Raw genomic sequence first — 14,703 nt, 5'->3', positions numbered from 1 at the left:
CTAGTTACTGAGATAAAAAGGACGGCGGTAACCGTACGTACTTTTCTCAAGCATGTTAATTAGACCACTGCTATCAGAAGCTAAACCGCTGATAATAAATTGTATACTAATGCCATTGTCAAATTGAGTTTCGCCGTTTATCTGAGTCGCACTAAAAGCCGGCTCAAGATCACGGTTTATGCGTCTGTACGCGCTAACCCGTAAGGCCCAGCAGCAACTGCTGTATTGAATGCCCACCATAGCATCATTTAAACGATCATGTGTGAGATCGTAAAAGACATTTGAGGCGACTTGCCAGCGCGAATTTGCTGACCAAACTGCCTGCGTTCCAACTTGTTCAATATCGTTGTTCAGAATGTTGGTCGCGGTGCGATGACTAACCTGTATCAGGTTTGATTCATCTTTACGGAACTCTACCGCGGTCTGACTCTTACGGGTGGTGTTAAGTTCCGTATCGTATTGAATTGAGCTGCGTATTGACCAGTTCTCATCAACAGCCCAGTTAATGTCGGCAACCCACTCACTGTTACTGGAGGTTGTGGTTTCTTCATCGCTGGCAAACAGTTGCGTACGACTGTCATTAATATTGTAAATTTGCCCAATACTGGCTCGCAGCACTTCGCGTTCATTCTGAGTGAATAAGCTGCTGCTGACACCGTACGTTATCTGGTTAGCCTCGGCGATGCGATCCAACCCCGAAAAACGGCGGCTACGGAACAGCCCGTGATAATCGTCCTGCAATAAGGACGTATCGTAAATGCCGATGTTCTGTTGGTTTTCATAGGGCACATACAAATACTGAATTTGCGGCGACAGGGTTTGACGGTATTGGCTGTCACCCAGTTCAATGGCTCGCTCCAGATGCAAACGGGCTCTTACCCGGGCGCGGGGCAGTGTCCGGGTAACTTCTTCGGTAATGTTGGCATCCGGGCTTTCCTGCCAGTAGCGCGTATAGAGGTAAGACAGCTCGGCTTCTGTGTCAAAAGCCGGTTTTTCAAAACGGTACTGAATGCTCGGCTCTATGTGTGCCCGGGTCGCGTATTCGCGTGTCTGATCCTGATTCTGAAAGTAGGTTAGCTCGTTGTATAAGCTGGCGCTGAAGCCAGTGAAGTCGCCGGTATTATAGTCGATACTAAGCTGCGGCAATGTGCGATAAGGACTGCGGTAGTCACCAATAAGCTCGTAGTCTTCGGTGCGTAATTGCGCGGTCCAGTTTTCATTATCGTAATCAAGCTGGGCGACGCGATACAAATGAGTGTCGGCGCGGCCGGCAAAGTCACTGCCAAAGTCATTCAGATAGTTGTCGTCACTAATTTCGGTCGCATCCAGGTAGAAACTCAAGTCCTGGTTTATTTGTGCCGAATGCTGAACGTGCCAAAGGTAACGTTTTTTGTTCGCAATGCGGGTGTCGTCATTGCCTAAATACTCTAAATTGAATTGCCCGGCATTTTGCTCAAACAAATACCGGTACTCGCCTTTCATCATGGTGCCGCGCTCCGACATGTAAACCGGAGCTATGGTCGCATCCATATTGGGCGCAATATTAAAGTAGTAAGGTACTTCTACTTCAAAACCGCTGTTTGATGATGAGTCAAACGTGGGGTAGAGCAAACCGGTTTTACGCGCGTCGCTTAATGGAAAGTTAAAATAGGGCAAGTAGAGTACCGGTACGTCAAATAGCTCAAACCGGGCATGCCAGGCCTCACCGAAGTCGCTGGTTTCATTTATTTCAATGCGCTCTGCGCGTAACTGCCAGGCCGGGGTTTCGCCCGGGCAGGTGGTGAAGCTTGAGTCTTGCAATAGAACTTCCTGCCGGGATAACGAAAGTAACTCTGCATGGCCCCGCGCGTTATGATTTTGCAGGCGGTAATCACTGTTGTAGAGTTTGGCCTGGTCATCGTTTAAGTCCAGCGATAAAGAGTCACCGGTAACGCTTAAATAACCGTCATTAAAAGTAATGCCGTCTGAAGCGAGAATTTCGCCCCGCTGCTGGTCTATAGTGGCTTTTGAAGTTGACAACCACTGCCCGTTACGCTGAATGATGACGTTACCGGTAAAATATGCTTTTTCATTGGCGAGAATTTCGGCACTACGCGACTCAACGCCAATAGTTCCGGCTTCGGTTTTCTGCAACTGGACAGCGCCAATCATACTTTCAGTGGGCTGAGCCACCGTACAAGTCATGTGTTGTGGTGCGTCTTGATTTTGTAAAGCCGCTAGCGCGCTGCCGGGAAAGGGCAGTAGCATTAGCGAAGTAATAAACCGTTGCAGCAATTTAATCTTCCGTCGTTGTTGTTAAATGCATTTATTCTGTTTTGCAGCGCGAGGGTATAATAAAGCAATTTTGTTTGTTTCGCTATTTGGTACACTGCTAGTTTTAAGGCTTTGCGACAAATTTGGTGGAGGATATTTTGGAAGACAAACGAGAAGTGGCTCTGCAGGCTTGGTGTGAAGCCCAGACAGGCGTTTCACAACCAACGTTAGAAGTTGTGTCTGGTGATGCCAGTTTCCGTCGTTATTTTCGGGCAACTAATGGTCAGGAAAGCCTGATAGCGGTCGATTGCCCTCCCGAAAAAGAACCAATGAAGCCTTTTTTGGCTGTTGCACAAGCCTATTCTGAAGCGGGTGTGACGGTACCGGAGATTATTGCGGCAGATTTAGATCAGGGTTTTATGCTGCAATCCGATTTTGGCCAGATATTGTTGCTGAGTAAACTGCATCCGCGTAATGCCAGGCAATACTACCAGCAGGCACTCGCCGCGCTGCCGAATATTATGTCGGTACGCCGGACTGAGCAGGGCGAATTGCCGGCTTTTGATACGGCTTTGCTGGAGCGCGAACTGTCGTTATTTAAAGACTGGTTACTGAAACAGCACCTGAACTTAGACTGGCATGCCGGGGACGATGAAATCTGGAACCAGTTTAGTCAGCAAATGATTGATAACGCATTGCAACAACCGCAGGTGGGAGTTCACCGGGACTTTCATTCACGTAACTTAATGCTGCTGGACGATGATCGTATCGGTATTATCGATTTTCAGGACGCGGTACTGGGACCGGTAACCTATGACGCAGTGTCGTTACTACGCGACTGCTATATTGAGTGGCCGCAAGAGTTGGTTAACGAATTGAGTGAAGGGTTAAGGCAACAACTGATACAGTCTGACTGTTTAGCGGCGCAGGTTGAGCCGCAGCAATGGCAACACTGGTTTGACTGGATGGGGCTGCAGCGTCACACCAAAGCGGCGGGTATTTTTGCCCGGTTGGCGCATCGTGATCACAAGCCCGGCTATTTACAGGACGTGCCAAGAACTCTGGGTTATTTGCAGCAAGTAAGTGCTAACTATTCTCAGCTTTCAAATTACAATCGCTGGTTGCGTGAGCGCATTATCCCAGCCTGGAAGGAGAGTCTATGAGAGCGATGATTTTAGCTGCCGGGCGGGGCAGTCGAATGCGGCCGTTAACGGATAACCAGCCAAAGCCTTTGTTACCCGTGGCGGGAAAACCATTGTTAGGTTACCACCTGGAAAAGCTGGCAAATGCAGGTGTTAATGAGGTGGTTATTAATCACGCCTGGCATGGTGAGCAAATTGAAGATTTTGTTGGTGATGGCAGTCAATGGGGGCTGCAGGTTTCTTTTTCGAAGGAACCGGAAGGCGGACTTGAAACCGCAGGCGGTATTATTAAAGCTTTGCCTTTACTCGGAGATGACCCGTTTTGGGTTATTAATGGCGACATCTGGACAGACTGGGATTACTGGGATTTACCAACGCGCTTAGACGAAGAGCAACTGGGGCATTTAGTTATGGTGGATAACCCAGTTCATCATCAAGACGGTGATTTTGTCATTGAAAATGGGATGTTGGTTAATGACGTCAAAGAAGGCCAACAAACGAAAACTTTTTCCGGTGTGGGCCTGTATCGTAAAGAACTGCTGGCGCCATACCCTGATGGGAAGCAACCATTAAAGCCTTTTTTTGACAGGGCAATAGACAAGAAGCAACTGGCAGCAAGCCATCAGGATGGATTTTGGACAGACGTAGGTACGCCGGAGCGCCTGCATCAACTTAACCAGCGGCTGGAGAAATAACATGGTTTGGGGAAAAGTAGTTGGCGCATTGGCTGGCTTCGCGTTTATGAAATGGCCGGGGGCTATTCTGGGTGCGCTTATTGGTCACTGGTTTGATCGGGGAATGGCTCAGGACTTTTCTCAAAAAGGTGCCTGGGGGCGCTTTTTGTATGGAGCAGAGCAAGCCGCCGGAGACGCCAATTTTATTTACACGCTGTTTGCGGTAATGGGACACGTTGCCAAGGCAAAAGGCAAAGTTACCACTAACGACATCTCTCAGGCGCAGGAGCTAATGCGCCGTTTGAATTTAAATACAGACGCCACCCGCGAAGCCCAGGAAGCGTTTCGCGAGGGCAAAGAACCGACGTTTCCTTTGCAGCAAGTCATGAAGGATTTTAGCGCCTCTTTTTACGGTAACCGCGACGTTCTTCAGTTGTTTATGGAGCAGTTAATTGGCCTGGCGTTAAATGACGGCATTCTGGAAAAGTCAGAGCATGAAGTTTTGGTTAACGTGGCTAAGCACCTTGGCTTTACCCGTTTCCAGCTGGACCAATGGTTGATGATGGAAAAAGCGGCGTTTCGTTTTCACCAGCATCGTCGGCAACAGCATCAGCAACAACGTAAAACCTCCAGCCAGGATGAAATTCAAAACGCTTATGAAGTACTTGGCGTAACGGCGCAAAACAGCAATGCTGAAATTAAGAAGGCGTACCGTAAGTTAATGGCCCGGCACCATCCCGATAAGCTGGCCTCTAAAGGCTTACCTGAAGAGGTAATGAAGCAGGCTCAGCAGCGTGCGCAGGACATTCAGGCGGCTTATGAGAAAATTAAAGAAAAGCGCGACATTCGTTAAAACAGCTAGCGTTAAAACCTAGCGATAAATCTGAAAAGATTAAAAGCCGTGAAACTCCAGCCAACCTTTTATGGTGGAGGTTAGTTCACGTTGCCCAGCGTTACCTGAGTTGACCAGCTGTCGCTGGCGGTACGCCGGGTGCTGATATTTATTCGCCAGCTTTTTACGTAGCGACCAATGTTCACCCACCCAACGATTACCCTCTGCGCTGCGAATATCCAGAACCGGCAACTGTGACTGACTGATGCGGTCGGCAAGAGCGCGGTTATACTGGAACTGCGGTACATAGGCATTAACCAGTACAATGGCATCGGGCATTATCGAGGGCTCACTCTCCAGCAAACGCAGGGCTATGTCTGCGGTAATTCCTTCCACTACCCATACCGAAAAGCCCGGGCGATCCAGGGTTTCGTCCAGCAGCAGAGTCATGCGCTGCTGCAGTGCACTAACCAGCGGGGTAAATACTTCTTCGTCTGCGGCATCAGGAAAATGCGTTGTCGTGGCTGGTGTCTGCAAATTGTCTGTGCGTATGTCGTTGTCGGGCGGGGTTAAAGCCCAGGTTGTCCAGCCAAAATTCGGGGCGTTTTCATAAACCGGACGAATATAAAAAGACTGCAGTGGATGGTAGTGCCAGTCGGGTAAAAGCACAATCTGGCCGCGTTCAAAGGCCTGTAAATATTCCTTTTTCAATGCCAAATAGCGCTCGTCGTCATCTCCGGTCAACCAATGGATCTGGTCTTGCGGCAAATAACGTTCTAGGTCGTCCTGGCTTACTGCGGGGCTGATGAAAACAACCGCCAGCAGAATTATTAGATAGCGCTTCATGCAGCTTTTATCGGCTGAAGCGGCGCTAGCTTGAGTGCAAATTGCTAAAACTGAACGGGGCTGGAGAACTCTATGAGTTGTTCGGTTTGCGGATGGGTTACGCCAAGGTATTCCGCATGCAGTAATAAACGCTCAGCAGCAGCAAAAGCATCGCTGTGTGCATAGAATTTATCTCCAAGTATAGGGCAGCCAATGGCCTGCATATGAACTCTGAGCTGATGAGAACGGCCGGTATGAGGGGTCAGCTCGACGCGGCTGCAGCCCTTGTCAAAAGCCGTTACCCGATAGAGGGTTGTGCTGGGTTTACCGGTGAAAAAATCCATGTGCTGGCGCGGGCGATTGGGCCAGTCGCAGGACAACGGCAACTCTATTTCTCCTTGCAGAGCGGGTGGCTTGCCCCAAACTTGTGCAATATACCTTTTACGGGTTGTGCGGTTCTGAAATTGCCGGTTCAGGTGGCTTTGTGCGGCTTTGGTTTTTGCCAGTAAAAGAACTCCGGAAGTTGCCATATCCAGCCGGTGAACCACCCTTATTTCCGGATGCACGCGCTGTACGCGGGTGTAAACCGAGTCTTTATGCTCTGGACGCTTACCCGGAACACTGAGAAGCCCGCTTTGCTTATCAACCACCAACAACTGGCTGTCCTCATAAATAACCTGAAGAAATGGCGTTGTCGGCGGCTGATAATGGAGCAGAGTCATTAATGGTTATTCACCAGAATACGCACGGCCTGAAGCGATAATTGCGGGCTTTCCAGCGCCGCCGTAATTTGCTCTTCGCGCCAATTTATCGCTTCTATTTCACTGCTGCGTACCGACGGGTTTTTCTTCCGTAATTCAAGCAGTCGTGTGCGCTCGTGTTGCAGTGCGTCCAGCGCATTTTGCTTTACCTTATCCAGTTGCTTTTGCTGCCACTCACGAGCCTGTTGCTGGCCGGACTGAATAATTTTTTGCGCCGGGTCGCGTAACTGACGCAATATCTGTCGTGCGGTTTTCTTATCAATAAAGCTGGATTGTTGGTCCAGCAGCTCGCGTGACACTTTAGCGGACAGCTCTTGTCCCTGACCATTAAACAGCAGGCGTAAACTTTGTAATGGGCAGAACTCCTGCAATGCTGCGGCTTTAGGTGCCGGTACTATGCTGGCGAAGTCCAGTTCCAGGAACCAGGTGCCGGCCGGAATTGCCGGGTTTTTCAGCTCTGCAACGCAGGTGCTGCCAAAGTCATCCGCAGTCAGCAGTTCAAGCGCCGCCTGCACCATAGGGTGATCCCAACTTAAAAAGTCAGTATCTTCAAAGTTCAGCGCGGTGACTCTGTCAAAGGTTATGGTGATGCCGTCATCCGGCAGTCCCGGCAGGCTGCCGACGCGCATATGCTCGCCCGGACGAATAAACCAGCGCTCTTCATCCAGAACTTCGTTATTCACACCAAAGCGATCAAAGAAGGCAATCATAAAGTCGGCCAGGGTGTCGGTATCGCTGTCGCTATGAATTTGCTCTATGATTTTTTCAGCGGTTTCAGGACGACAGGCGTTTAGTGCCTGCAACTTATCCTGCCCTTCACGGTTACGCTCCAGCCAGGTTTCATGCAGTTCTTTCGTCTGCTTCAGCAACTCGTCACTGAGTGGCTCTTGCTCAGCAACAGCCTGCTCAATGTCCGTGCCAAAAGCATCGTACAGTTTACGGCCTATCGCATTACACTGAGAGAAGGCGTTCATACCCTGCTCGTACCAGGGCAACAATATGGCCTCCGCTGAACCTTTGCAGTAAGGCAGATAAATATCAATATTCTGCTGCTGACCAATGCGGTCTAAGCGGCCAATGCGTTGCTCCAGCAAGTCAGGGTTGCTCGGCAAGTCGAATAAAATAAGTTGGTGTACAAACTGAAAATTGCGGCCTTCGCTGCCAATTTCTGAGCACAGCAGAATAGGGCTACCGTCTTCTTCGCTGGCAAAAAAGGCGGCAGAACGGTCTCGTTCGGTCAGCGTCATGCCTTCATGGAAGGTTGCCGCCTGCACACCAGCCAATACCCGCAGGGCTTCGGATAAATCCAGCACCTGCTCTGCCGTTTTGCATATCAGCAGTGCTTTTTCCGAGCGGTTCTGTTTAATGTGATTCAATAACCAGTCAATGCGCGGATCTTCCATCCACCAGGGCATGTCTTCATCGGGTTCGCACTCATCCAGCTCTACCGGATGAAAATGGCGTTCAGGAAAACCGCCAATATCGGCCCGGCGATTACGGAACATAACGCGGCCGGTACCATGTTTATCCAGCAGGTCATCAAGCTCTGCAGGGTCAGTAACAGACTCGGCCTGTTCTGCTAATTCTTTATACTGTGTTTGCTCTTGCTGGAAACTGGCAAAGTCGGAGAACCTGTCAGGGTCCAGTAACTGCAGTCGCTGGAAATGACCTTCTGCACCTTCTTGTTCAGGGGTCGCCGTTAACAGCAACAAGCCGGGCACTGCTTCACAAAGGTTTTTAACCGCGCTAAATTCCGGCGCTTCGGGCTGTAAATGGTGGGCTTCATCGATAACTAATAAGTCGAACTCAGCTTTCAGTAATGACTCACTCCAGCGCGACTCGTGCATAAAGCGGCTACTGATAATAATGTGCTGTTCAGTTAAAAACGGATTTTCACTGTCGGCTTCCGCCTGCTCGCAACGCTCATCATCAAACAGAGTAAAGTTCAGCGCAAAGCGGCGGCGTAACTCAACCAGCCACTGATGCATTAAAGATTCCGGTACCACAATTAAGACCCGCTGCGAGCGGCCGGTATTCAGGCGGCGCTTGATGATCATGCCGGCTTCAATGGTTTTTCCTAAGCCCACTTCATCGGCTAAAAGCACTCGCGGGTGGTAACGGTCGGCAACGGTTTTGGCAATATACAACTGGTGCGGCAGCAAATGGGTACGAACACCTAATAAACCGGCAACCTCACTGGCCTGATGATGCGCCAGGTGTTCACTGGCTTCGCAGCGCAGCTGATACATATCCAGGCGGTCAGCCTGGCCGGCCAGTAAACGGGTTAATGCCGGATTACTGTCCACCTGATGTGATAACTGAGTTTCCGGAACCACAACTGACTCCTGGTTGTCATCGCGTAAACCATGGTAGGTCACAATACCCTGCGATTCTGTCAGTTCCTGAATTGTGAAGCTCCAGCCATCGGCGTGTTTGCCCTGTTGCTGTACTTGCAGTTGATAACGGGCCAGAGGGGCTTCCTGAGCTGAATACAGTCGCACTTCACCGGTTGCGGGGAACATCACGGTTAAGTGACGCCCTTCGGCCTGGGTGATCATGCCTAGCCCTAATTCGGTTTCAGTTTCACTAAGGTAACGCTGTCCAACTCTAAACTCGCTCACTACACACTCCCGCGCGCCATTTACCAAGGCCGCAATGGTACTTAATTCGCTCGCCAATTCCGAGGAAAAATTTATTTCTGTAACCGTTGTGTCACGAATTTTAGGCTAAGCTGTAAGAAAAGAATAATCACATGCAAAGGTACGCGCTAATGACAACAAACGCTGGCAAGTTCTTTATCCTGGATACCAACATTCTTCTGCACGACCCTCTCGCTTTTCTCAACTTCGATGAACACAACGTGGTTATCCCCATGGTGGTTCTGGAAGAGCTCGACAATATAAAAGATCGCAATAGAGATGTGAGCCGCGAAGCACGGGTCGCCATTCGCTCGCTCGAGGAGGTTTTGAAAGAGGCCACACCGGAAGAAATTGTTGCTGGTGTTCCGTTAAACAGGGTGCAAGGCGAGCATACGGCGAACGGAACCCTGGCCATTTTTCCCGACTATCAGCTGGAGCAGACCGAGTCAGTGTTGTCGCTGGCAGAGAACGACCACCGCATTATTCAGGCGGCACTGGAAATTCAACGGGAGCGCTCGCCGGCTGGCGTGGTGCTGGTTACCAAAGACATCAATATGCGCCTGAAAGCCAAAGGCGCAGGTATGAAGTACGTTGATGATTATCGCACCGACCAGCTTATTGACGACATTCGCTTGCTGACCAAAGGGTTTTATAAGTTTGAAGGTGACTTCTGGTCGCAGGTGGGTGAAGTCCAAACGCAGCAGGAAGGCCGCGATGCTTACCACACGGTGAGTCGCGAATTGCTGCCTCAGGTTTTTGCTAATGAATACATTATTGACTCAACCAATAATTTTGCGGCGCGGGTGGAAGAATACGACAGCGAAACTGTAACGCTGATGGATTTAAGCGTAGAAAGGATGATGTCTTATGGAGCCTGGGGTGTTCACCCGAAGAATATTTATCAGGCTATGGCATTGCACGCTTTACTGGATACCAGTATGGATATGGTGACTCTCACCGGCCCGGCCGGTAGTGGTAAAACGTTTCTCGCCCTTTCAGCGGCATTGCAAATGGTGGTGGAGCAGGGTATTTATGAAAAAATTATCGTTACCCGCAATACGCCTGAAATTGCCGAGTCTATTGGTTACTTGCCCGGTACCGAAGAAGAAAAAATGGCACCCTGGCTGTCGGCCATAACCGATTCGCTGGAAGCCCTGCATAAGCAGGATGAAAGCATGGAGTCGAGCCTCAATTACATTATGAAAAAGGCCAATATTCAGTTTAAGTCACTGAACTTTATGCGCGGGCGCAGCATACAGAACGCTATTGTCATTCTGGATGAAGCTCAGAATTTAACCGCGTCTCAGCTAAAAACGCTTATTACCCGCTGTGGCGAGAACACTAAATTAGTGGTGTCGGGTAACCTGGCACAAATTGATAGTTACTATTTAACTGCCGTAACCTCGGGGCTGACTTACATCGTTGAGCGGTTTAAAGACTATCCGGGTAGCGCAACCATCAATTTAAACGGAGTGGTGCGTAGTCCTCTGGCTAAATTTGCGGAAGAGCATCTGTAATTAGTTTAGCGGCACCACCGTGTATTGCTGAGTTTTTACCTGAAATTTAGTCTCTTCACCAACCTGGCCCATCGGCATTGCCGCGGGGCCAGTTACGTCTACCAGCACGTAATTATTGCCTTTGTGTTTAACGGTGGTGTCTCCGGGCTGCCGACTAATGGCAATGCCAAAAACTGCGTGCTCAGGCAAATAAATAATGGCCATTTTGGGCGTTTCGATAATTTGCTTTATCACCGATGTCATTAAGGTGACTTTGCTGTCGCAGTCCCCCTGATTGTAATAAAGCAATTGATTCGGAGGGACAAAGCCATCGCCCCGGCTATCCAGTTTGCTGTTTAAATCGTTGTACGGTATTTGCTGAATAAAGCTGGCAACATAGTTGATGTAATTACGTTGTGTATTCGTACCTAACTGCTCACCAATAGCTTTTATTAACGGCTTCAGCGTTGGAGTTACCTCACTGGCTATAGCCGGATGATCAGGGATAATACCCTGCTCACCCGGAGGCAAACTCAACTGGCGGTAGAAGTTTGCATTAAGATAATCGTCCCAGCGCTCATGGTAATAGTCACGTAAGCGCTTTTTGTAGTCGTTAAGTTGTTGCTGTTTTTGTGCTGTTCTGGCGTTAGCCGTAACCAACTCAACGGACTGCTGGCGCGGGGTTAAACGAGCCTGAATGCCTTGCCACTGTTGTTGCTTAATGTAACGGTTGAGTTGATGTGCCAGTTCGCGTTGACTGCGTTCCCGGTTAAACCCGCGATAACGCTTCAGCGGCTGTAGGAACTCTTTTTTATCGACCTGGAAACTGAATGACTGTTGGCGATCATTGAAATCACGCCACTGGTAAGAAAAAGCGAGTTGATCGTTTTCGGTTTCGTTAAGCTGGAAGAAGTTTTGGCTGTACGCGGCAGAGGGGATGACAAAGAGTAACCAGACAACAGCACAGAGTTTATGTGTCATTCTGGCTACTCCCGTTAATTTCTAGAACTTCATTTCTGTAATAGGGCTGTCTTCAAATTTAAGGTCAACTTGATACTCGACGCCACCGGCACGAACAAAAAAGTAGGTTTTGTCTTTTTTAAAGACTTCCTGCAGAGTCACAATCCGGAAACCCGGGCGTCGCTCAGCCGGCATGTCCGTTAATTCTACAGAGCCGCGCGAAACCAATATGTTTTGGTAACGAGGACCAGTAACTAAAAGTAGTTTTTTATTTTCGTCTTTCAGTAAAATGGTGTTACCTGTTACTGAATAGGGTTCTTCATTACCAAACAAGGCCAGCTCCTATCGCTTTAACTTATTACTGACGACACTATAACGAATTATCGCTTTTTGGCAAATAACCGTTCATAAAATCTTCAACAATAATTAATGCAGCCTGACTATCAACCGCACCTTTTTTCAGTTTACGAAAGCCACCTTCAGCAAACAGGCTTTCTCGTGCCGAGGTCGAAGTCAGGCGTTCGTCCTGAAATGCTACCGGTAAACCGAAGCGCCCATGTAAGCGGTTACCAAACTTTTTGGCCTTTTGGGTTAGTGGCTGTTCGGTGCCATCCATATTTAAGGGCAAGCCCACTACCAACTGTTCGGGTTGCCATTCGGCAAACAGCTTTTCAATCAGTTGCCAGTCGGGAATGCCTTCTTTGGCCGTAATGGCTGCTAAAGGCGATGCAGTTGCTGTTATAGTCTGGCCCACCGCAACGCCAATACTTTTGGTGCCAAAATCAAAGCCTATTACTGTGCTCATGCGTGTCCTACATCCGGCCCCAGTTGCCACACGTCAAACCCCAGTTGCTCGGTGGCTTTTTGCCAACGCTCGGAGGGTGGTGTATTGAACAGCAATTCCGGGTCTGCCGGAATTGCCAGCCAGGAATTTTCCCCTAGCTCCTCTTCCAGTTGTCCGGCTTCCCAGCCTGCGTAACCTAACGTCAGAAGAAACTGTGGTGGCGCAGCAGATGATCCAAGAGCTTCCAGAATATCGCGCGAGGTGGTCACCATAATATCGTCACTCATCTTCTGACTGGCGCGCCAATTGTCCTGCGGAGGGTGGATCACAAAGCCACGCTCACGGCCTACAGGCCCGCCCTGATAAACGCTGCCCTGCAAGTGCTGGTTATTTTCCGGGTAAACAATTTCCAGTTTATCCAGCAGCGAGGTTACGCTTAAATCGGCAGGCTGATTAATAACTAAGCCCATAGCGCCTTCTTCATTGTGCTCGCAGATGTAGGTCACGGTCCGTTTAAACATTGGATCGTTCAGCATAGGTGTTGCTATCAATAAATGGTTCTGCAAACTGTTCATCGATTCACCGACTCCTTAACGATAATCTCTACTTACAACATGGGGGCGCATAGTTGAATTTCAATTCAACTTTTCTTCTATTGCCTTAAAGACCAATTCAGCAATATTGATGTCGTAGGCGTTTTCAATTTCGCGCATGCAAGTCGGGCTGGTCACATTAATTTCTGTAATGCGGTCGCCAATAACGTCCAGTCCAACAATAATGAGCCCACGCTTTTTCAGTTCTGGTGCCACTTTACGAGCCAGAGCCCAGTCACTGTCCGATAAAGGCTGGGCGCGGCCGCTGCCACCAGCGGCAAGGTTTCCGCGAGTTTCTCCGGCACTGGGAATACGGGCTAAAGAATAAGGCACAGGCTCACCATCAATAATTAAAATACGTTTGTCGCCGTCTTTAATTTCTGGCAAGTACTTTTGCACCATGGCGTAGCGCTGACCTTTTTCGGTCAGAGTTTCAATAATAACGCCTAAGTTACTACCATCGGCGCCCACTTTAAAAATTGAAGCGCCGCCCATACCGTCCAGCGGCTTTAAAATCACTTCACCGTGTTTTTTATGGAAAGCTTTAATGACATCCGCTCTGGAACTCACTAGCGTGTCGGCAATAGAGTCTGCGAACCACGAAGTAAAAAGCTTTTCGTTACAGTCGCGCAGGCTTTGCGGTTTATTCACCACCAGGCTACCGCGCTGTTCGGCCAGTTCCAGAATTTGTGTGGCGTATAAAAACTCGCTGTCAAAAGGCGGATCTTTACGCATCATAATGACGTCAAAATCCTCCAGCGGGCGGTATTCATTGTCGCTTAAGCTGTAAAAGTCTGTCTTTTGATCTTGAACACGAACTTCCCGCGCAAAGGCCATTGGCTGGCCGTTATCAATGACTAAGTCGCCCATTTCCAGATAAAAACACTGATAACCACGCGCCTGAGCTTCCAGCAATAAACGAAAACTGGTGTCTTTTTCGGTTTTAACGGTGGCGATAGGGTCCATCACCATAGCTAACTTCTTCATGTAAACTCCTTTAGCTTAAGTCGCCAAACTGATACTGCACGGCGGTTAGCGCTGAAAGCGCGGCGGTTTCTGTTCTTAATATTCTTGGTCCTAAACGCATGGGTTTAAACCCCAGCTGTCCGGCGGCACTGACTTCAGTATCAGTGAACCCGCCCTCAGGACCAATCAATAATTGTATTCCCTTCTCGGCCTGCTGAAATGACGACAACGGCTGGGTGGCGGTTGGGTCTAAGGTCAGGCGCAACCCTTCAAAGCTGCTTGCAATAAAATCAGTGAGTTGCTGTGCTGGCTTCACTTGTGGAACCACGCTACGGCCACATTGCTCGCAGGCAGAATGGACAATTTTCTGCCATTGCAGTTGTTTCTTTTCCAGCCTGTCGCCACTTAATTTCACACCACAGCGCTCACTGAACAGCGGGGTAATTTCGGTTACTCCCAGCTCTACCGACTTTTGCAGTACAAAGTCCATGCGGTCGCCGCGTGAAACAACTTGCGCCAAATGAATATTGACCGGTGACTCAGATGCGTTAGCCTGACTGCTGGTTGCAACAAACTGCGCTGACTTTTTTTGCACTGAGGTAATTTTCGCCTCGTAGTTCTGGCCGTCACCGTTAAATAAAACAATGCTATCACCTACGTTCAAACGCAATACTTTGATCAGGTGCTGGAAAGCATCCGCACTCAATTCGGTTTCATTTTGTAAGCTTATAGAGGCGGGGTGATAAATCCGCGGTACTCGCATGTCGTCAGCCTTATT

Annotated in this window: 14 protein-coding genes; 4 read left to right on the top strand and 10 right to left on the bottom strand. The window is 49.2% G+C overall.

Features of this window, described 5'->3' with window-relative positions; translation table 11 throughout:
* A complete protein-coding gene (locus IL_RS11435) occupies positions 1-2,274 on the bottom strand; it encodes an LPS-assembly protein LptD (protein WP_011235456.1) in 2,274 nt (757 codons plus the stop codon).
* Positions 2,275-2,411: 137 nt separating this feature from the next.
* Here IL_RS11435 and IL_RS11430 point away from each other — a divergent pair, with 137 nt between their 5' ends.
* From IL_RS11430 to djlA, 3 genes are read left to right on the top strand one after another with little or no spacing between them, the layout of a single operon-like run.
* Positions 2,412-3,416 (top strand): aminoglycoside phosphotransferase family protein, encoded by a 1,005-nt coding sequence (locus IL_RS11430; RefSeq protein ID WP_011235455.1) that lies wholly within the window; start codon positions 2,412-2,414, stop codon positions 3,414-3,416.
* Entirely contained in the window at positions 3,413-4,090 is a 678-nt protein-coding gene (gene murU / locus IL_RS11425) for an N-acetylmuramate alpha-1-phosphate uridylyltransferase MurU (protein WP_011235454.1), read from the top strand. Before IL_RS11430 ends, murU begins: the two co-directional genes overlap by 4 nt.
* 1 nt (position 4,091) lies before the next feature.
* Entirely contained in the window at positions 4,092-4,922 is an 831-nt protein-coding gene (gene djlA, locus IL_RS11420; RefSeq protein WP_011235453.1) for a co-chaperone DjlA, read from the top strand.
* Positions 4,923-4,961: 39 nt separating this feature from the next.
* On the opposite strand, the gene IL_RS11415 is transcribed toward djlA, so the two are convergent.
* From IL_RS11415 to rapA, 3 genes are read right to left on the bottom strand one after another with little or no spacing between them, the layout of a single operon-like run.
* On the bottom strand, positions 4,962-5,747 hold the full coding sequence (locus tag IL_RS11415; RefSeq protein ID WP_011235452.1) for a DUF3530 family protein: 786 nt from the start codon (positions 5,745-5,747) through the stop codon (positions 4,962-4,964).
* 44 nt (positions 5,748-5,791) lie between these two features.
* On the bottom strand, positions 5,792-6,448 hold the full coding sequence (locus IL_RS11410) for a pseudouridine synthase (RefSeq protein WP_011235451.1): 657 nt from the start codon (positions 6,446-6,448) through the stop codon (positions 5,792-5,794).
* Positions 6,448-9,108: an RNA polymerase-associated protein RapA gene (gene rapA / locus IL_RS11405; RefSeq protein ID WP_011235450.1), complete on the bottom strand. Its 2,661-nt coding sequence runs from the start codon at positions 9,106-9,108 to the stop codon at positions 6,448-6,450. The genes IL_RS11410 and rapA overlap by 1 nt, the downstream gene beginning before the upstream one ends.
* A gap of 149 nt (positions 9,109-9,257) precedes the next feature.
* Between rapA and IL_RS11400 the strand changes: the two genes are divergently transcribed.
* Complete coding sequence (locus IL_RS11400; protein WP_011235449.1) at positions 9,258-10,643, top strand: PhoH family protein; 1,386 nt, start codon at positions 9,258-9,260, stop codon at positions 10,641-10,643.
* On the opposite strand, the gene IL_RS11395 is transcribed toward IL_RS11400, so the two are convergent.
* From IL_RS11395 to IL_RS11370, 6 genes are read right to left on the bottom strand one after another with little or no spacing between them, the layout of a single operon-like run.
* Positions 10,644-11,603: a hypothetical protein gene (locus IL_RS11395; protein ID WP_011235448.1), complete on the bottom strand. Its 960-nt coding sequence runs from the start codon at positions 11,601-11,603 to the stop codon at positions 10,644-10,646.
* A 21-nt stretch (positions 11,604-11,624) separates the two neighbouring features.
* Entirely contained in the window at positions 11,625-11,915 is a 291-nt protein-coding gene (locus IL_RS11390; RefSeq protein WP_011235447.1) for a hypothetical protein, read from the bottom strand.
* Between the two features lie 37 nt (positions 11,916-11,952).
* Positions 11,953-12,387, bottom strand: coding sequence for a Holliday junction resolvase RuvX (gene ruvX, locus IL_RS11385; RefSeq protein ID WP_011235446.1), 435 nt, complete (start codon positions 12,385-12,387; stop codon positions 11,953-11,955).
* Entirely contained in the window at positions 12,384-12,941 is a 558-nt protein-coding gene (locus tag IL_RS11380; protein WP_011235445.1) for a YqgE/AlgH family protein, read from the bottom strand. The genes ruvX and IL_RS11380 overlap by 4 nt, the downstream gene beginning before the upstream one ends.
* Positions 12,942-13,001: 60 nt before the next feature.
* On the bottom strand, positions 13,002-13,946 hold the full coding sequence (gene gshB / locus IL_RS11375) for a glutathione synthase (protein ID WP_011235444.1): 945 nt from the start codon (positions 13,944-13,946) through the stop codon (positions 13,002-13,004).
* Between the two features lie 10 nt (positions 13,947-13,956).
* The gene (locus IL_RS11370; protein WP_011235443.1) at positions 13,957-14,688 is read right to left on the bottom strand and encodes a 16S rRNA (uracil(1498)-N(3))-methyltransferase; all 732 of its coding nucleotides are present in this window, start codon (positions 14,686-14,688) and stop codon (positions 13,957-13,959) included.
* Between the last annotated feature and the right edge of the window lie 15 nt (positions 14,689-14,703).

The sequence above is a fragment of the Idiomarina loihiensis L2TR genome, from assembly GCF_000008465.1.
Lineage (GTDB): Bacteria > Pseudomonadota > Gammaproteobacteria > Enterobacterales > Alteromonadaceae > Idiomarina > Idiomarina loihiensis.
The sequence above is the reverse complement of the archived record's forward strand: the minus strand, read 5'-3'. Positions and strand labels throughout refer to the sequence as shown.